Below are 20,526 nucleotides of genomic sequence, written 5' to 3'. Positions count from 1 at the left end.
GGACAATTTGGATCTTTATGGTAAATCATTTTTAGTTTATATCATATTTATTTTCAATGGTGCGGTTGTCTTTTATAGTTCTTTGTCTTTACTAATTTCTTAAATCAAAACTGCTTTATTTGCTAAATTGTTTATTCTAAATTAAAATATTGAAGTATAATTAAATTTTACTAACTTGTAAGCTATTAAACTACATCTATAAGTTGTTTTTAATTTTTCAAATCTTTTTTGGTTTCAAACTTTATTAAAATGAAGTTGTATGATAAACCCATTACTCAGTTATTTACTTTTAGTAGAAAACTTTTTATTCTTCTAATTATTTATTTAACTCCTTTTGAAGGACAAACTCAGGTAGGTAAACTTTTTACAACAGATTCTGACATCTCCAGTAGCCTTATTAATCAAATTTACCAGGATGATAAAGGTTATGTGTGGATAGCTACTGAAGATGGCTTAAATAGATATGATGGAGCTAAGGTTACTATTTATAAGCAAAATGAGAGCGATTCTACATCAATTTTAAATAACTATGTAAAAAGTATATTTCAGGATAGATCGGGTAGGCTCTATTTTGGGTTTTTTAATGGGCTTCAGTATTACGACTATGCAACTGAAAAGTTTCATAATATACCTATTTACATTGGGAATCATTATTTATTTCGATCTCATGTAACCTCATTTGTACAACGAAAAAATGGTGATATTCTCTTAAGCACCTCTGGTCAGGGTATTCTTAAAATTGAAGAGAATGAAGAAGGTATAGATGCCATACAGATACCTAATTTATTACCAGATCATTTTTTTGAAGAGATCTTTGAAGATACTAAAGGCAATTTATGGGTGTTAAATCAATCAAACGGTTTATATAGGATTGATACTAATAATCAAGTAAAAACATATTTTAAAGATGGCGACCTTGAAACCTCCTTATCCTCAATTGGGCAAGGTAAAAATAATGATCTTTATGTGGGAAGCTTAACCCAAGGACTCTTTAAGTACAGCCCTAATCAGGATAAATTTGTACAGATAGAAAATTCAAAAAAACTTCCTGTAAAATCATTGTTAATAAATGCAGAGGCTGAAGTAATGGTGGGAACCGATGGGAAAGGCCTCTGGTTATACGACCCTGAGACAGATAAAATAAAAGAAAATGATTTTAGTATCGCTAATTTTGACTTTACGAAAACTAAGATCCACTCTATAATTCAGGATGAAGCCAATAACTTTTGGTTGGGTGTTTATCAGAAAGGGGTTTTACTGGTTCCTGATAAGGCAAATAACTTTGAGTATATTGGTTATCATTCTGTTAAAAATAATATTATAGGTTCTAATAGTATTGCCTCCTTAATTAAGGATAGCGATGGTATTTTATGGGTTGGGACAGACGGAGATGGATTGTACGGGATTAATAAAGATAAAGAACGAAAATTTCATATTTCAACTAAAGGAAAACTAGGATCTGTTAGCGTGATGAGTTTGTTTGAAGACTCTAAAAATCAGGTTTGGGTGGGGACATACCTAAAAGGTCTCGCAAAATTAAATCGAGAAACCAAGAAACTTAAATTTATAAATGATTTAGAAAATGAGGAAGGCAAAAGGGTTGAGCGTATCTATAGCATCGTAGAAGATGAACAGAAAAACTTATGGATTGGTTCTTTAGGGTATGGCCTTTTTAAATATAATTTTGATAAAAAAACATTTGAAAACTATAACGTTTTAGCTAATAAGCAATCTGAAAGAATTCGAAATAGATGGATTAATTGCCTTTTATATTCTGATACTAAAAAGCTTTATATAGGAACGTATGATGGACTTACTACTTTTGACATCCAAAGAAATACCTTTAAAAGTGAAGAAGTTGGAGGTCATATTTTGCGAAATAAAATCATTTACAATCTTTTTGAAGATGAAAGTGATAATTTATGGATAGGAACCTCTGAAGGATTATATTTTAAGCCCAAAAACGATACGATTACAAAAGTTTACAATACTTCAGATGGTTTACCCAGTAATGTAATCTGTGCCATAGAACAAGATCTGGATAAGAATTTATGGATTAGCACGAATCACGGAATAGCTAAGCTAGAAAGAAATACCGGAGAGTTTAAAAACTACTATTTTAGAGACGGACTTCTAGGAAATGAGTTTAATAAAAATGCCTCATTTCTTGATAAAGAGGGAAAATTATACTTCGGAAATACCAACGGTATTACTTATTTTCAGCCTTCTGAAATAGAAGCATCAGGTAACGAACTTGACTTAAGGATTACCGGATTTTATATTCAGGATCAACCTATAAAAAAGGGAATGAGATCTGGTAAATATTCCGTTATAAATAAACCGATAATAGAAGCAGATACTATTGAGCTTAATTATAGGGATAATGATTTTAGTATTGAGTTTTCTTCTTTTACTTTTCGCCATCAGGAATGGATTACCTATGCTTACGCCTTAAATTCGGAAAGATGGATAAAGCTACGTCCCGGGATAAATACTGTTACTTTTAATAATTTAGAGCCGGGTAATTACACTTTTAGAGTAAAGGCAAAAGATATTGACGATTATTCGAGTGAAAAAGAATTAACGATAATTATTCATTCTCCATGGTATCTTTCCAACTTGGCAAAAATTGGTTATTTTTTACTTTTTATAGGGCTTACTTATGTAATTATTCAGATCATTAAAAATAGGCAGAGCACTAAGAAAAAGTTGTTGGAGCACAAGCATTCTGAGCAGATTAACGAAGCAAAACTGCAATTTTTAACCAATATATCACATGATTTAAAAACGCCAATTACTTTAATTATAAACCCTTTAAATAGATTGATTAAGACCGATGTAAGTGAAGATAGGCAAAAGCTATATAAAGTGATGGAACGAAACTCTGAAAGAATGCTCCATCTTTTAAATCAGCTTATTAATGCTCGTAAATTTGATCAAGGGCAAATTGTATTGAAATTCAGGAAAACCGAGATTATTAGTTTTATTAAAAATATCGTAGCCTTATTTGAAGATCAGATAGAAAGCAGACGTATTGATTTTGAAATTCTGCATAATGAAGAAGAAATATATGCTTATATCGATCCAAGACATTTCGACAAGGTCATTCAAAACCTGGTTTCTAATGCCATAAAATTTAGTCCGCACGGGGGAAACGTACAGTTGAAGATTTCTACAAATGATCAGTGGAATAGTTTTAAAATCTCGATTAAAGATAATGGCATAGGTATAAAAGAAAAGGATATAAAGAATATTTTTAACCGGTTTTATCGAATTTCAGGAGATAATCAAAGACAATTTGAAGGTACGGGAATAGGATTGCATCTAACAAAATCTATAGCAGAACTTCATCATGGTACGGTAAGTGCAAAAAATAATACAGACCAGCCGGGTTGCACTTTTGTAATTACAGCTCCCCTAGGGAAAGATCATTTAAATGCAGATGATATTGTTTCAGAATCGCAATTAATTACAGAAAACGCTTCACATACTGAACGTATTTCTTATATCGGAACTGAAGAAGATATAGAAGACTCAACTTCTAAAAAGGAAATACATACCCTGTTTATTGTTGATGATGATGCAGAGATTAGAAATTATATTGCTTCGGAATTAAAAAGCTCTTATAATATTAAAACATTCACCAGTGCGAAAACGGCTTTTCCTGAAGTAGCTAAAAATCCACCAGATTTAATAATTAGTGATGTCGTAATGCCCGAAATGGATGGTATTTCATTTACCAGAAAAATTAAGAAGAATATTTATATAAATCATATTCCAGTTATTATCTTAACCGGTAAAACAGATAAAGAAACCAATATTGAAGGCTTAGATATTGGTGTAGATGCATATATCAATAAGCCGTTTAATATTGAAATTCTAAGGAAAACAGTAAAAAACTTAATTAAAAACAGAGCTTTACTTAAAAATAGCTATACAGGGAATCAATTACAGGAAGATAAGATTAAGAAAATAGAATTGAAATCTGGAGACCAGGCACTCTTGGAAAAATTTATGAAGGTAGTAAATAAAAACATAAGCAATTCAGAGTTAAATGTAGAGATGCTAGCTGGGGAGCTGGGGATTAGCCGTGTTCATTTATACCGAAAATTAAAACAACTTACTAACCAATCTGCTGGGGAATTGATTACAAATATCAGGCTTAAGCAGGCGGCAAATTTAATTGTTTCGAGTACTACAAATATTTCTGAAGTTGCCTACGCTGTAGGTTTTACCAGCACATCAAAATTTTCTACAAAGTTTAAGGATTTGTACGGGATGACTCCAAGTAATTATCGTAAAAAACATTTACCGGTTTAGTTGAGGATAAAGAATCAATTTTCGATATTTTTAGGTAGATTTTTTTCAATTTTAAGAGGAAGATAAATAGAACTTCTGAAGATATTTTTAGTTTTGATAATTATTACAATCGTACTAATCTATAAAATGATAGGAATAACGGAAATATGCTTTTCATGTAAATGGGGTTATTATTTATAGAACCTAGCCTTAAATTTAATACTGTTTTTTATAAAAACTCTGAAACAGAGTTATCGTGGCAATTAAATTGCCTTTTTGACTTATTTGATTTTATAAAAGAATAAATGGTTTTGAAGTTTATTTTATTTATGTTTTTATAAAAAATAAAATTTGTGCTTATTTTTAGTTTACCTGTAACTGCTTTCTACTTTGTTACAATAAGTTTTATTGGTAAGCTAATAATTAATGGTGTGTTCCAAACTGATCTGTCATTCAGATTAATACAAACGGGACATTTATTATCGAAATCTCTGATTACTTTTAATTTCATCTTGTGTTTAATAAACAAAATGATTTGCTTTAATAATTTCGACTATTCTGAGGCTTTATATTAAAGCCTATTTATTCATTAAGTGTTTAAATCATCATATCGATTACTCAACTTATTTTTTTAATCTATGAATAAACTAAGTTTAAGTATACATTCTGATGGAACAGATGTATGTTGTCAATAAAATTATTCATTTTTATTTTAAATATCTGGGATATCTTCTCAATCAAGTATAAGTGTTGATTATTGTGGCTATAAATCCATATTCTTTTTTAAGATATTTTTTTTGGGATGGTTTTAGTTGTTTCTTTAAAATGACTATTTAATTTAGCCTTTAAGATCAAGGGAAGTTAAGTAAGAAAAACATTCAAATTTCTACAAATTTGAGTTAAATATACTGCCTTTTTTATAATTTAATGCTATTGATTTTTATTTCAATTCTAAATATAACAGGTTGGAGTTACTTCCCATAATTACTAAAATTATGGCTAGTAAAAGTATCACTTTAACTTTCAGTCAGATATAACGTATTAATTCTAGAATTGATTCGTAGCAAACTGCTTTTTTATCTAATTATTGTAAAAGGTGTTGATAAAATAAGAAATGTAAAAAAAATAGGTATTTATCTTGATAAAATCATTAATAAGAATTAAACTTGTAGTCCAGTTTACTATTATCAGATTTTTTTATAAAAAATCTCTATCGATTTCGTGAATTCAAATAATTTAAAATTTTTATTATGGGAAAATTTTTATTCAAATTTAATTTTCTGGTTCTATTACTTTTTTCTTGGGGTGTGTGTTCTGCACAACAGGAAGAAATAACTGTGTCAGGAATCGTAAAGGATAATACCGGTCCGTTACCTGGTGTAAATGTTATTGTTAAGGGGACATCAATTGGTGTTACTACCGATTTTGATGGTCGCTATGTGCTAGAAAACGTACCTAGTGAATCTATTTTGGTGTTTAGTTATCTCAGTTTTAAGACACAAGAGATAGCTTTGAATTCTAGAACAGAAATTAATGTTACTATGGAGCCTGATACGCAATCGTTAGATGACGTGATTGTCGTAGGTTATGGTACTCAAAGTCGTTCTGAAGTAACAGGTGCTATTTCATCAATTGATTCGGATGAGATCGCTAGTGTTCCTGTAGCAACTGCAGATCAGGCTTTACAGGGGAGAGCCCCAGGAGTAACCGTTGTAAATAGTGGCGCGCCAGGTAATTCTCCTTCAATTCTTATTAGAGGCTTGGGAACGCCTAATAATAATAACCCTTTATATGTTATTGATGGTATTATTTCTTCAGGTATGGGAGATTTAAATCCTAATGATATTGAAAATATTCAGGTTTTAAAGGATGCTGCTACAACAGCGGTATATGGTTCCAAAGGTTCTAATGGTGTGGTGTTGATTACTACCAAAAAAGGTAAAGGAACTCAAAAAGCAAAACTAAGCTTTGATGCATATTCGGGGGTTAATTTTGTAACTTCTCGTTACGACGTATTAAACACGCAACAATATATTCAATATTTGGGAGAAATAGGTGCTACACCTGCTAGAGTTTCAGATCCTCAATACGCAGATTTTATCAATAATGATACAGACTGGCAAGATGAAATTTTTAGAGCCGGACTTATGCAGAGCTATAATTTAGCGCTTTCTGGAGGGAACGAGAATAGTAACTATCGGTTTTCTGGAGGTTATCTAGATCAGGAAGGAGCTATTATTGAAACAGGATATGAAAGATTCAATTTTAGAGCTAACAGTAATTTTACTTTTGGTAATTTAACAATAGGAGAAACAATGGGTGTTTCTTTTGATGAACAGAACCCAGAACGAGATAGTGGAGGGCGATCCATTATAGAGCATGCTATTAAAATGGCTCCCTATTTATCTGTCTATAATCCAGAGAATGTAGGAGGTTTTCAAGGGCCTAATAGTTCTCTTGATGGACAGGATGCAGAAAATCCGGTAAGGGTTCAAACTATAGGAAGTGTCGCTAACAGATCTGTAAATATAATAGGAAGTCTTTTCGCAGAATATAAATTTTTTGATAAAATTACCTTTAAATCTCAGGTGGGGTTAGATTATAGTAACTTTAAGAATACGAGTTTCATTCCCTCATATAGTGATGATGATAAAAATGCCACAAATGTTAGTCCATATGCACAGATAACTAAAAATACAGGGATATATCAATCATTAACTTATACCAATAGTTTGACATATAAGGACACTTTTTTGGAAAATCATAATATTGAATTTCTTTTATTATCAGAGCAACAAACGATAAAAAATGAGTCTATTAATGCGAGTAGTAGAAATTATATTTCCGATAATTTAGACCAATTATCCACAAAAGAAGCTGGTCTTGGTTCAAGTTCTTCAGAATACGTACGCATCGGTTATTTAGGTCGATTAAATTATAATTATGATAAAAAATATTTGCTAGCATTCTCCTTAAGAAGGGATGGATCTTCTAGATTCGGAAAAAATAATAGATGGGGGTGGTTTAGTTCTGTATCTGGAGGATGGAACCTAGGAAAAGAAAGTTTTATGGAAGGCTCTATATTCAATAACTTAAAACTTCGAGGGAGCTGGGGGACTACTGGAAATGACAATATTGGGGATTATAGATATAGTTCTAATTTATTAGTCAATTTTATTTATCCGATAGGGGGTGAACCGGTTCAGGGAACTACTTCGAATGGTTTGGGTAATGCAGATTTGAAATGGGAAGAAACCGAGATGAGAAATATAGGTTTGGATGTTGGAATTAATAATAATCAATTTACACTTTCTTTAGAATATTATAATAATAAAAGTGATGATTTACTAATTGATCGCCCATTACCTTACTCTTTAGGTTATAATGATCCGGTCATTACTGATAATATTGGATCTATGAAAACTCATGGTGTAGAGGCCAATTTAGGGTATAGTGATTATGAAGGCGATTTTACATGGTCTGCTAATTTTAATATTGGAGCTAGTAAAAATGAAGTGATATCCGTTGGTGACTCTCCAATAGAAAAAGCAAATGTTGAAGGACAAAATGTCTCAAGAATATCAGTAGGAGAGCCACTATTTTATTTTTATGGATACAAAACCAACGGAATATATCAAACACAAGAGGAAGTAGATGAGGTATTAACAAATCCAGGTGATATCCAACCTGGAGATATACGTTATGTTGATCTAAATAAGGACGGTCAAATAAACCAAGATGATAAAATGAAAATAGGAAATCCTTATCCGGATTTTACATTTGGTTTTAATTTTAGCGCCAATTATAAAAACTTTGATTTGAATTTATTTGTAAATGGTTCTGTAGGTAATGATGTGTATAATACTAACATTTTTGATCTAGAAGGAATGAGAAGGCCTTTTAATGCTGGTACTAAGGTGTTAAACAGATGGACTGGACCAGGAACTTCCAATTCCATACCTAGAGCATTAGGAGCAAATACAAATACCTCTGCTTCCGATAGATATGTTGAAGACGGTTCGTACACTAGATTAAGAAATTTAGTAATAGGATATTCCTTTCCTTCAGAATTTTTTAATGATACGTTCTCAAAATTCAGAGTGTATTTAAGTGGACAAAATTTATTAACCTTAACAGATTATTCCGGACTTGATCCAGAAATTGGGCAAATTTCACTGAATAATGGGGCAGCAAGAGGTAATGAAGAGGTTGGTATAGACAGAGGAAATTATCCTCAACCAAAATCTGTTCAAATTGGCCTTCAAGTTGCATTTTAAAAATTAAAGTTATGACGAAAATATATAAAATTACAGCAATTTTTATTTCTGTTTTGTTTTGGATCTCTTGTGATACAGACCAATTAGAGCAGACTGATCAGACTAGACTCTCTCCGGAAACATTTTTTAAGAAAGAAGAACAGGTGGTGTCATCGGTGAATGCAGTATATGCCGGGTTGCAGACAATAGGTTCATATAGTAGAAATTATTACTATATGATGGATAATATGGGACATGATAATACTGCTAACATACAGCAAGAAGCTAATAAAGTTATATTCCTGAATTTTTCTTTTGATGCTGCTTCAGAATTGATTGAAGAATTCTGGGACAGCGAATTTAGAGGAGTCAATAAGGCTAATTTTGTAATAGGTAATGCTGATAAAATTAATGAAATTCCAAATTCCATTTTAAGTCAGGAAAAGAAAGATAAATATATAGGCGAAGCAAAATTTCTTCGTGCGTTATATTATTTCAATCTAGTAACAAGGTTTGGAGATGTGCCATTAATTACTACTGTTCCAGAAGATGGTCAAGGGCTTCCGAGAACTGATTCTGAAGAAGTCTATGCACAGATTATAACTGATTTAAAAGACGCTTCTCAGAGTTTATTACCTGTAGAAGAAAAAGAAAAAGGAAGAGCTACTAGTGGTGCAGCTTATGCGCTTCTAGGGAAGGTTTATTTGTATCAAGAGAATTATGCAGAGGCTATGAAGGCTTTTGATAATGTTTATGGAAAATATGCATTGACTGAAAATTATTTTGATAATTTTAAAGAAGAAACAGAACATAACTCTGAATCTATTTTTGCGGTGGAATATGACGAGTCTATGCAAAACGATGCTTTTTGGAATTCTACAGTAAATGCACAAGGAGGTAATGAATCTAGTTTGAGAGGTCAGTCTTATGGTTTGTTTGATTGGTTTAATGCATATCCATCAGATGAATTGAGAGCCGAATTTGAAGAAAATGATCCGCGTTTTGATGAAAGCTTCTATACTGTGGGAGATACTTATGCCGGTGGTCTTATTGAGGAAATCCCACTAGATAGACCTGCAGCCTGGAGAAAATATCAGAATTATTATCAAAGAAAAAATGAGAATACACAATCTGGTATCAATATGAATGTAATTCGATATGCTGATGTACTATTGATGATGGCAGAAGCTAGTAATGAGTTAGGAAATCAGAATAAAGCAATTGGATATATTAATGAGGTACGAGCTCGTGTTGATATGCCATTATTAGAAAATGGACTTAGTAAGGATGAAGTGTTTAAAGCTATAGTCCATGAGCGAAGAGTAGAATTGGCTGGAGAACAAGTTCGTTTTCCTGATTTGGTAAGATGGGGGCTTGCAGAACAAGAATTAGGCAAATATGGCTATCAGGAAGGTATACATAATCTTTTTCCTATTCCCGTAGTAGAATTAAATACAAATGAAAATATAAATAGTGGGGATCAAAACCCTGGATATTAATGAAAAATAGAACTTGATTTAATATTCGAGATATAAACCATAAATAGGCAGCTTCTTACAAGTTAAGGTTGAGAAGCTGCTTATTTCAATTTCTAAATAGATACTTCTATTGGAAATGACAAGTCAATTATTTAGTAGTAAGACAATTTACTGAACAGATTTTAGCAATGTAACCTATTTGAAAGTTTTTGTTACATATAAAGAAAGCTACCTACTATATATTCGAGTAAATTGCTTTATTAATTTTTAAAGAATGTTGCCATACATTTCTGCGTGTAATAGATTAAAAACTAAAAAATAAAATCAAATTATGGATTTTTAGTTTTTAGGATAAAGCCAATGTATAAAAAACGATTTTTTTAATACACCAATTTTAATTCAATACTATTATTGAAGAGTCTAGGCTTAATAAAAAAAATGAATAGATTTTATCACTTTTTAATTACTTTAATTGTCCTGGGAACAGGAAAAAGCTATTGCTTTCAAGACACTTTAATGACTTTAAGGTATAATGAACCTGCCGAAGTTTGGGAAGAAGCTTTGCCAATCGGAAATGGTCGTCTAGGAGCAATGATTTATGGCAGAATAGCAACTGAAACCATTCAATTAAATGAAGAGACTGTTTGGGCTGGTGAACCCGGAAATAATGTTGTTGCTCTAAGTGAAGATCATTTGCAGGAGATAAGGCAAGCTATTTTTAAAGAAGAATATCAAAAAGCCCAACAACTAGCAGATAAATATCTCTCACAAAAAGATAACAATAACGGAATGAGCTACCAGACGGTAGGTGATTTAATTCTGAATTTTCCTAATTCTGATCATTTTAGAGAATATCATCGAGAATTAGATATTAGTAAAGCTCTTAGTACAGTTACTTATAAAATAGGAGGTGTTGAATATAAACGCCGTATCATTTCTTCTTTTACAGATGATGTAATTATGGTAGAGCTTACTGCAAGTGAACCTGGAAGTATCTCTTTTGAAATGGGCTTAAAAAGTCCACAAAAAAAACATGCTATTACGATTAATAATGAAGCCGTGTGGCTTTCAGGTACTTCATCAGATCAAGAAAGTAAAAAAGGGAAAGTGAAATTTCTTGCAATTGCAAAGCCGAAAATCGAAGGAGGAAAGATTGTAGCTACAGATAGCAGTTTAAAAATAAGTAAAGCCAACCGTGTCGTAATTTACATTTCTATAGCCACCAATTTTAAAAATTATAAAGATCTTTCTGAAAATGAAGAAAATAAGGCTATTGGATTGTTGAAATCGGCTTATAAAAAAGGATTTGATAAGTCTTTAGAAACTCATATTGCAGAGTATCAGAAATATTTTAATAAGGTTCAATTGGATTTAGGAACTTCTGAAGCTATAAAGAAGCCCACCAATATTCGTTTGGAGGAATTCAATGAAACTAATGATCCCCAGCTTATAGCACTATACTTTCAATTTGGCCGCTATCTTTTAATTTCCAGTTCTATGCCGGGAACGCAACCTGCCAACCTTCAGGGAATTTGGAATAAAGAAATAAATGCACCTTGGGATAGTAAATACACTGTAAATATAAATACGGAAATGAATTACTGGCCTGCCGAGGTAACTAATCTTTCCGAAATGCATAAACCCCTTTTCGGTTTAATTAAAGATATTTCTGAAACAGGGAAAGAATCAGCACAAAAAACCTATCATGCTCGAGGTTGGAATATGCATCATAATACGGATATATGGAGAATTACCGGAGTGGTGGATGGCCCTTTTTTTGGTCTTTGGCCACATGGAGGTGGATGGCTTAGTCAGCATCTATGGCAGCATTATTTATTTACTGGCGACACGGAATTTTTAAAAGAAGTATACCCAATACTAAAAGGTGCTGCGCTATTTTACAAGGATATTCTTCAGCAGGAACCTAATAATAAATGGATGGTAGTAAATCCTTCTAATTCTCCTGAAAATGGACACCCTGGCGGTTCAAGTCTGGCAGCAGGTACTACTATGGGAAACCAGATTGTGAACGATGTTTTTTCAAATATAATAGAGGCCTCTTCAATTTTACAAAAAGACACTAGTCTTGCAGATACTCTAAAAAATATTATTCCTAAACTAGCACCAATGCAAATTGGTAGTTGGGGACAATTGCAGGAATGGATGAAAGATTGGGATCGCCAAGATGACAAACATCGGCACGTTTCTCATTTATACGGACTTTTTCCTTCTAATCTTATATCTCCTTATCGCACTCCAAAATTATTTGCTGCCGCTAAAAATTCTTTGTTGGCTCGTGGTGATGAATCTACCGGATGGTCAATGGGCTGGAAGGTGAATTTATGGGCGCGACTTTTAGACGGAGACCATGCGCTAGCACTTATCCATGATCAGTTAACGCCAAGTAGACAAGCGGGACACGGTGAAAAAGGAGGTACTTATCCTAACCTTTTTGATGCTCATCCGCCGTTTCAGATCGATGGAAATTTTGGTTGTACCGCAGGAATTGCTGAAATGCTGTTGCAAAGTCAGGATGGCGCGATTCATATTTTGCCTGCACTTCCTTCTACATGGAATAAGGGAGAAGTAAAAGGCTTAAAAACCAGAGGGGATTTTGAAGTAGATATCACTTGGGACAAGAATAAACCAATTACGATTAATATTGCCTCAGCAATTGGAGGAAACTGTAGATTGCGATCATATTATCCGCTTTCAGGCGATGGATTGCAAAAGGCTTCCGGTGTGAATCCAAATCCACTTTTTAAACTTCCTCATACTAAAGAGCCGGTAATCTCTTCAGAAGCAAATATAAAAGCACCTGAATTAAAACCTGTATATGAATACGATCTGGCAACAAAAGCAGGAAAAGAATATATCATAAAACTAGCGAATGATGAACAATATTAGCCTAAAAAACAGCCTTGTTTTTATAGTTTTTACGTTTTTTGGATTGCTGGGTATTGCACAGCAAAAGCCATATCAAAATCCTAATTTAAGCCCTGAAGAACGTGCTGAAGATTTAGTGAACAGGCTAACATTAGAAGAGAAAGCCTCTCTAATGTTTGATGTTTCTGAAGCAATTCCACGATTAGGAATTAAAAAATTTAACTGGTGGAGTGAAGCTTTACACGGTTTTGCGAATAATGATGATGTAACTGTCTTTCCGGAGCCGGTAGGTATGGCAGCATCTTTTGATGATGATTTGGTGTACAAGATTTTTGATGCTACTTCAGATGAAGTACGTGCTAAATATCATGAGGCATTACGCAATGGAGAAGAGAATAAGCGTTTTTTAAGTCTCTCTGTATGGACACCTAATATCAATATTTTTAGAGATCCGCGATGGGGACGTGGACAGGAAACTTATGGAGAAGATCCATATCTTACTTCTAGAATGGGAGTACAGGTAGTGAAAGGACTTCAGGGGCCTGAAGATGCGAAATACAAGAAATTACTGGCTTGTGCCAAACATTACGCAGTTCATTCTGGCCCAGAATGGAGCCGTCACGAACTCAATTTAAATAATATATCACAAAGAGATCTTTGGGAAACTTACCTTCCGGCTTTTAAAGTATTGGTGCAGGATGCCAATGTGCGACAGGTAATGTGTGCTTATCAGCGTTTGGATGATGAACCTTGTTGTGGTAGTGACCGGTTGCTTCAGCAGATCTTAAGAGAAAAATGGGGTTTTGAACACCTTGTGGTTTCAGATTGCGGTGCAATACAGGATTTTTATACCTCGCATAATGTATCATCAGATGCTGTGCATGCTGCAGCAAAAGCTGTTTTAGCTGGTACAGATGTAGAGTGCCAGTGGGATAATCATAATTATAAATTATTGCCAGAAGCCGTAGAGAAAGGTCTGGTAAAAGAAGAAGACATCGATAGGAGTGTAAAGAGAGTCTTGATTGGCCGTTTTGAACTTGGTGAAATGGATCCCGATGAGATTGTTCCTTATGCTCAGATTCCTGCATCGGTGATTAATAATGAAGAACATCGGCAGTTGGCTTTAAAAATGGCCCGGGAGTCAATGACATTACTTCAGAATAAGAGTAATGTTCTTCCACTTAGTAAAGGCAAGGATAAAATTGCGGTTATAGGGCCAAACGCAGATGATGAACCGATGCTTTGGGGAAATTATAACGGTACTCCAGTGAGAACAATAAGCATTCTTGATGGAATTGCTTCTAAAATTGGTGAAAATAGTATTGTATATGATAAAGCCTGTGATCTGGTTGAAGATAAGGTGACACAAAGTTATTTCTCTAAAATTTCCGCTGATGGCAAACCTGGATTTAAGGCGACCTATTGGAATACTCCAGATTATAGCGGAGAAGTAGTAGCTACCCAACAAATTGTAAATCCCATAAAGCTTACTACTGCGGGGCAGCACGAATTTGCTTCTGGAGTAAAACTTGAAGGCTTTTCTGGGAAATTTGAAACTGAATATGTTCCTGAAAAAGATCAGGAAATTACTTTTAACTTCGGAGCTACAGGCCATTTCGAACTTTTTGTAAATGGCGAATCACTACGTAGCTATAATAACTGGCGCACATTACCTTCTAAAATTCCATATAAGGTTGAAAAAGGCAAAAAGTATAAAATCGAAATTCATTATGCCCAGCTTAATAACTGGCAGGCGAATTTAGAATTTAATTTTGGAAAAGAAATTCCTGTAAACTATAAGAATCTTCTTAAAAAACTAGAGGGGATAGAAACCGTAATTTTTGTTGGTGGTCTTTCTACAAAATTGGAAGGAGAAGAAATGCCTGTTTCTTATCCCGGATTTAAAGGAGGTGACCGTACAGATATAGCCCTTCCTTCAGTACAAAGAAACTGCTTAAAGGCATTAAAAGATGCTGGCAAAAAGGTCATTTTCGTAAATAATTCAGGTTCAGCGATTGGTCTGGTACCAGAAACAACGTCCTGTGATGCTATTTTACAGGCATGGTACGGAGGAGAATCTGGTGGGCAGGCGGTAGCCGATGTATTATTTGGCGATTATAATCCTTCTGGGAAATTACCAATAACATTCTATAAAGACACTACCCAACTTCCGGACTTTGAAGATTATTCCATGGATGGCCGAACCTACAGGTTTATGAAAGAAAAACCGCTTTTCCCATTTGGACATGGCCTTAGTTATACCAGTTTCAAAATTGGTAAAGCTGAGCTAGAAAAAAATGAAATTAATGCTTCTGCATCGGTTAGTATTACCATTCCCGTTAGTAATGAAGGAGAAAAAGAAGGTGTAGAAATTGTGCAGGTATATGTTCATAAAAAAGGACTTGAAGAAGGACCTATTAAAACTTTAAAAGGATTTAAGAGGGTAAATCTTAAGCCAAATGAAACGAAAAATGTAACGATTAATCTGGCTTCAAATTCTTTTGAATTTTATGATAAGAAAGCAAGAGCCATGAAAGTAATGCCGGGCAACTATGAGATTTTCTATGGAAATTCTTCAGATCCTAACCAACTAAAAAAAACGGAATTAAAAATCCATTAATATGAAAACCAGAATACTTTTAATTTTTTCTATACTGTTTTTGGCATTCAGCGCCAGAGCACAGGATCCTAATTTTCATATTTACCTGGCTTTTGGCCAGTCTAATATGGAAGGACATGCAAAAATTGAACCTCAGGATACGGTAGCTATTAGTGAACGTTTCAAGGTTTTATCAGCAGTAGACTGCCCAGATCTAGATCGTGAAAAAGGGGAGTGGTATACCGCCAAACCACCGCTGTGCAGGTGTAATACTGGGTTGACTCCCACAGATTATTTTGGTAGGGAGATGGTAGAAAATCTGCCAGATAGTATTAAAGTTGGAGTGATAAATGTTGCTGTTGGCGGTTGTAAAATCGAGCTTTTTGATAAGGAAAATTACCAGTCATATGTAGATTCGGCGCCGGGCTGGCTAAAGAATATGGTTAAGGAATACGATGGAAATCCTTACAAGAGACTTGTTGAAATGGGAAAAATTGCTCAAAAGAGCGGTGTAATTAAGGGAATCCTACTCCATCAGGGTGAATCAAATACAGGGGATGAAGAATGGCCTTCGAAAGTGAAGGATGTGTATAACAATCTTATTAAAGATTTGAAGCTTAATCCTAAAAAAACTCCTTTACTGGCCGGTGAGATGGTTAGTAAGGAAGAGGGAGGTTCTTGTGCCAGCATGAATACTATCATTGCTAAGCTTCCAGAAGTTCTACCTAACGCTTATGTGGTTTCTTCTGAAGGCTGCACTGCCGTAAACGACCATCTACATTTTACGGCTGAGGGTTATCGAAAGTTAGGTAGACGTTATGCTGAAAAGATGCTTGATGCACAAGAATTTGAAAGGCTAGAAAGAGAAGCTCCTAAAGGTTTTGATCAGAAAAGAGAAAATATCGCTCATGGAAGCATTGACAGCATCAGTTATAAATCGAAAACGGTAGGAACAAATCGAGAAGCGCTGATTTATTTGCCACCAAATTATTCGAAAAATAAGAAATATCCTGTGCTTTATCTTTTACATGGGATCGGAGGCGATAAAAAGGAATGGCTACGTGGCGGAAATCCACAGGTTATTCTAGATAATTTATATGCTGACGGAAAAGCTGAACCTATGATAGTCGTGATGCCTAATGGAAGGGCTATGAAAGATGATCGTCCTGTAGGAAATATTTTTGATAGTACTAAAGTAGCAGCATTTGCCAATTTTGAAAAGGATCTTCTAAAAGATCTAATTCCTTATATAGAAAAGAATTTCCCTGTTAAGAAAAATCGCGAAAACCGTGCAATAGCTGGTCTTTCCATGGGTGGAGGACAAACTTTAAATTTTGGGCTCGGCAATCTGGATATTTTTGCATGGGTAGGAGCTTTTTCATCGGCACCAAATACTAAAACACCAAAGGAACTGGTTCCAGATCCCGAAAAAGCCCGAGAGAAATTAAATCTGTTATGGATTTCCTGTGGAGATGCCGATAACTTATTGCCATTCAGCGAGCGAACTCATGAGTATCTAGTGAAAAACGATGTCCCTCATATTTATTATATAGAACCTGGAGTACATGATTTTAAAGTTTGGAAAAACGGACTTTATATGTTTGCTAAAATGATATTTAAGCCGGTAGATAAATCAAAATTTAACGATTACAGTCTGTTAGGAAAACCCGCTTCAACCAATATAGGCAACGCTCAATATCCTCAGATTTTACCTAATGGCCGGGCAGTTTTCCAGTTTAATGCTCCTGAAGCAAGATACGTAAAAGTAGATTTGGGACGTAAGTATGATATGGATAAGAATAAAGACGGAATCTGGGAAGTTATTACAGATTCACTTAGTGAAGGCTTTCATTATTATTCAATTCTTATAGATGATGTTCCTGTGGCCGATCCCAATAGCGAAACTTTTTATGGAATGGGAAGAATGGCTAGCGGTATTGAAGTTCCTTTTAAGAACGATGATTATTATGCTCTAAAAGATGTTCCTCATGGAGATATAAGAAAGGAACAGTATTTCTCTCCGGTGTTAAATAACTGGAGAACATTTTATGTTTATACCCCACCGGGATATGAAGAAAATACGGATAAAGAATATCCTGCTCTTTATTTATATCATGGTGGTGGAGAGGATGAACGTGGATGGGCTCAACAGGGAAAAGCAAATCTTATCCTCGATAATCTAATTGCGGAAGGTAAAGCAAAACCTATGCTGATTATAATGCCAGATGGGAACATGCCAGTTGCTGCATTTGATGAGAACGGATTAAAAATGTTTGAAAATGAATTGCTTAAAGGGGTGATTCCTTATGTTCAAAACAAATATCGTGCTGCCAACGATTCAGCAAGCAGAGCACTTGCCGGTTTGTCAATGGGTGGTATACAGACACTTTACGCGGGTATTCCTAACACCGATCATTTTTCCTCTCTTGGGGTTTTCAGTTCGGGGTGGATTGGAAAAGATAATAAGATTGCAGAGGCACAATATGAATTTATGAAAGAGAATAAAGATAAAATTAATCAGAATCTCGATCACTTCTATATTTCTCAGGGAGGGAAAGAAGACATTGCTTATGATAATGGAAAAAGAATGATGTCAAAATTCGATGAAATGAATATAGATTTTACCTATAGCGAATATCCTGGCGGGCATGCCTGGCCAGTATGGAGACACGATTTATATACGTTTGCTCCTTTATTATTCAGCAACTAATAAACAAATTATGAAACATCAAATTTTAGTTTTTCTAATCACGCTGCTTTGTTATTCCGGGTTTTCTCAGAATCAGCAGCAGGAAATCAAAGAAGATTTTAAGCCTTCTTCCAAAAATCAGCCGGGGCAAGAATATCCTCAGGTAAATTCACAGGGTTATGCCCGTTTCAGAATTGTAGCTCCCGCAGCCGATAGTGTTCGGGTTAGCCTGGGATTAGGTGGACAAGGAGGTACCAAACTTGAAAAAAATGAAGAGGGAGTTTGGATGGGAACTACTGCGGGACCTATGGATGAAGGTTTCCATTATTATCACGTAGATGTAGATGGGGGGACTTTTAACGATCCGGGAGCAAAGAATTACTACGGCTCGGTTCGTTGGGAAAGTGGTATCGAAATTCCGGCACACGACCAGGAATTTTACGCTTTAAAAAACGTTCCTCACGGAAATGTTCAGCAAATTATTTTTCCTTCGCCAAGTACAAAAACTTCCCGTCGTGCTTTTGTATATACTCCTCCGGGATATTATGAAAATAAAGATAAGAACTACCCTGTTTTATACCTACAACATGGTTGGGGTGAAGATGAGACGGCGTGGAGTAATCAGGGGCATGCCAATCTTATAATGGACAATCTTATTGCTGAAGGGAAAACAGAACCTTTCCTAATCGTAATGACGTACGGAATGACCAATGAAATTAAATGGGGCGGCTTAAAAGACTTCGATATTAAACATTTTCAGACTGTTCTGGTTGATGAACTTATTCCTTATGTAGATGAAAATTTTAGAACCATAGCTGATGAAGAACATCGCGCAATGGCAGGTCTTTCAATGGGCGGTATGGAAACCAAAATGATTACTTTGAACGAACCTGATGTATTTTCTCGTTATGCCCTTTTAAGTGGGGGAACGTATACTCCTGAAGATTTACAAAATCATAAAGATGTAAAACTTGTTTTTATAAGCTGCGGAAGTAAAGAACGTCCTGAGGCAGTTAAAAAATCTGTAGAAGATCTTAAAGTTGCCGGTTTTAATGCGGTTAGCTATATTTCTGAAGGTACTGCGCATGAATTTCAAACCTGGCGACGCAGTCTGCATAAACTAGCTCCTTTATTATTCAATTAAAAGATATGAACCGAATTCAGCTTCTAATAATTGTTTTTATTATTGGTTTCTATTTGCCATTTTCAGCGCAAACCGATGATAAGGTAAAGGAAGATTTTCAGTCCTCATTGGTAAATCAGCAGGGAAAAGAATTTCCGAAGGTAAATTCTGAAGGTCGTGTAAGAGTTCGTATAGAAGCTCCACAGGCTAGTAATGTACAACTTGATATTGGCGGAGTGAAATATGACCTCAAAAAGAATGATGGAGGAATTTGGATAGGAGAATCGGCTCCCCAGGATGAAGGCTTTCATTATTACCAGCTAAATATAGACGGAGCATCGGTTCCAGATCCCGGTTCAAAATATTATTATGGTGCTGGACGATGGGGTAGTGGTATTGAAATTCCGGCTCAGGATCAGGAATTTTATGAGATGAAAGATGTTCCGCATGGCAGTATTACAGAGAATATTTATTTTTCTGAAATCACTCAGGATTGGCGCCGAAATTTTGTTTATCTGCCACCGGGATATTTCGAAAATTGTGAAGAGTACTACCCGGTACTTTATCTACAGCACGGGAGTTTTGAAGATGAAACTGGATGGGCTTCCCAGGGATATGCCAATCTGATTCTAGACAACCTTATAGCTTCAGGCAAAGCCAAAAAGATGATTGTGGTTATGGATAATGGCTATGCTTACAAACCGGAAGCAATGCAAAATGCTCAGGATGGACGTCCAAAATCTGCTTTTGAAGAAGTGCTTATTGAGGAGGTTATTCCCAATATTGATAAAAAATTCAGAACAAAAGCTAGTAGAGCATATCGCGCCATTGCCGGATTATCCATGGGTGCCAATCAGACTATGCGAATCATAATGAACAATTTAAACCTGTTTTCTTATTACGGTGGATTTAGCGGAACGTCCAATTATCCCGGGAATGAAAAAATTGATACCAAGACATTTCTGAATGGTGCTTTTGAAGATTCCGATAAGGTAAATGAAAAGCTGAAAGTACTCTGGCTTGGACTTGGAACTAAAGAGCCTGAAGTGTTTTTGAAAACCGTTGGTGATTTTAAGGAGATGGCCGAAAATAAAGGTATCAGCTATACTTTTTATGAGTCACCGAAAACGGCACATGAGTGGCTTACCTGGCGCAGATGCTTGTATCAGTATGCACAATTATTATTTGAATAAGAG

General features: G+C 34.8%; 8 protein-coding genes. All 8 read left to right on the top strand.

All coding sequences use genetic code 11. The features are described 5' to 3' along the window. Positions 1 to 249 precede the first annotated feature (249 nt). On the top strand, positions 250 to 4,320 hold the full coding sequence (locus ACN0WI_RS06030) for a hybrid sensor histidine kinase/response regulator transcription factor (RefSeq protein ID WP_417885749.1): 4,071 nt from the start codon (positions 250 to 252) through the stop codon (positions 4,318 to 4,320). 1,229 nt (positions 4,321 to 5,549) lie between these two features. Further along, positions 5,550 to 8,576 (top strand): SusC/RagA family TonB-linked outer membrane protein, encoded by a 3,027-nt coding sequence (locus ACN0WI_RS06025; RefSeq protein WP_417885748.1) that lies wholly within the window; start codon positions 5,550 to 5,552, stop codon positions 8,574 to 8,576. A gap of 11 nt (positions 8,577 to 8,587) precedes the next feature. After that, positions 8,588 to 10,054, top strand: coding sequence for a RagB/SusD family nutrient uptake outer membrane protein (locus tag ACN0WI_RS06020; RefSeq protein ID WP_417885747.1), 1,467 nt, complete (start codon positions 8,588 to 8,590; stop codon positions 10,052 to 10,054). A 417-nt stretch (positions 10,055 to 10,471) separates the two neighbouring features. Beyond that, positions 10,472 to 12,940 carry a glycosyl hydrolase family 95 catalytic domain-containing protein gene (locus ACN0WI_RS06015; RefSeq protein ID WP_417885746.1) on the top strand — a complete coding sequence of 823 codons (2,469 nt, stop codon included), beginning with the start codon at positions 10,472 to 10,474 and terminating at the stop codon, positions 12,938 to 12,940. Next, complete coding sequence (gene xyl3A, locus ACN0WI_RS06010) at positions 12,924 to 15,539, top strand: xylan 1,4-beta-xylosidase (RefSeq protein WP_417885745.1); 2,616 nt, start codon at positions 12,924 to 12,926, stop codon at positions 15,537 to 15,539. The genes ACN0WI_RS06015 and xyl3A overlap by 17 nt, the downstream gene beginning before the upstream one ends. 1 nt (position 15,540) lies before the next feature. Beyond that, positions 15,541 to 18,228, top strand: a complete 2,688-nt coding sequence (locus ACN0WI_RS06005) for an alpha/beta hydrolase-fold protein (protein WP_417885744.1) — start codon at positions 15,541 to 15,543, stop codon at positions 18,226 to 18,228. Positions 18,229 to 18,238: 10 nt separating this feature from the next. Continuing rightward, complete coding sequence (locus ACN0WI_RS06000) at positions 18,239 to 19,351, top strand: alpha/beta hydrolase-fold protein (protein WP_417885743.1); 1,113 nt, start codon at positions 18,239 to 18,241, stop codon at positions 19,349 to 19,351. A gap of 5 nt (positions 19,352 to 19,356) precedes the next feature. Then, positions 19,357 to 20,523, top strand: a complete 1,167-nt coding sequence (locus tag ACN0WI_RS05995) for an alpha/beta hydrolase-fold protein (protein ID WP_417885742.1) — start codon at positions 19,357 to 19,359, stop codon at positions 20,521 to 20,523. Positions 20,524 to 20,526 lie beyond the last annotated feature (3 nt).

The organism is Zunongwangia sp. (assembly GCF_048269745.1).
In the GTDB taxonomy this organism is placed as follows: Bacteria; Bacteroidota; Bacteroidia; order Flavobacteriales; family Flavobacteriaceae; genus Zunongwangia.
This window is presented reverse-complemented; position numbering and strand designations above follow the sequence as displayed.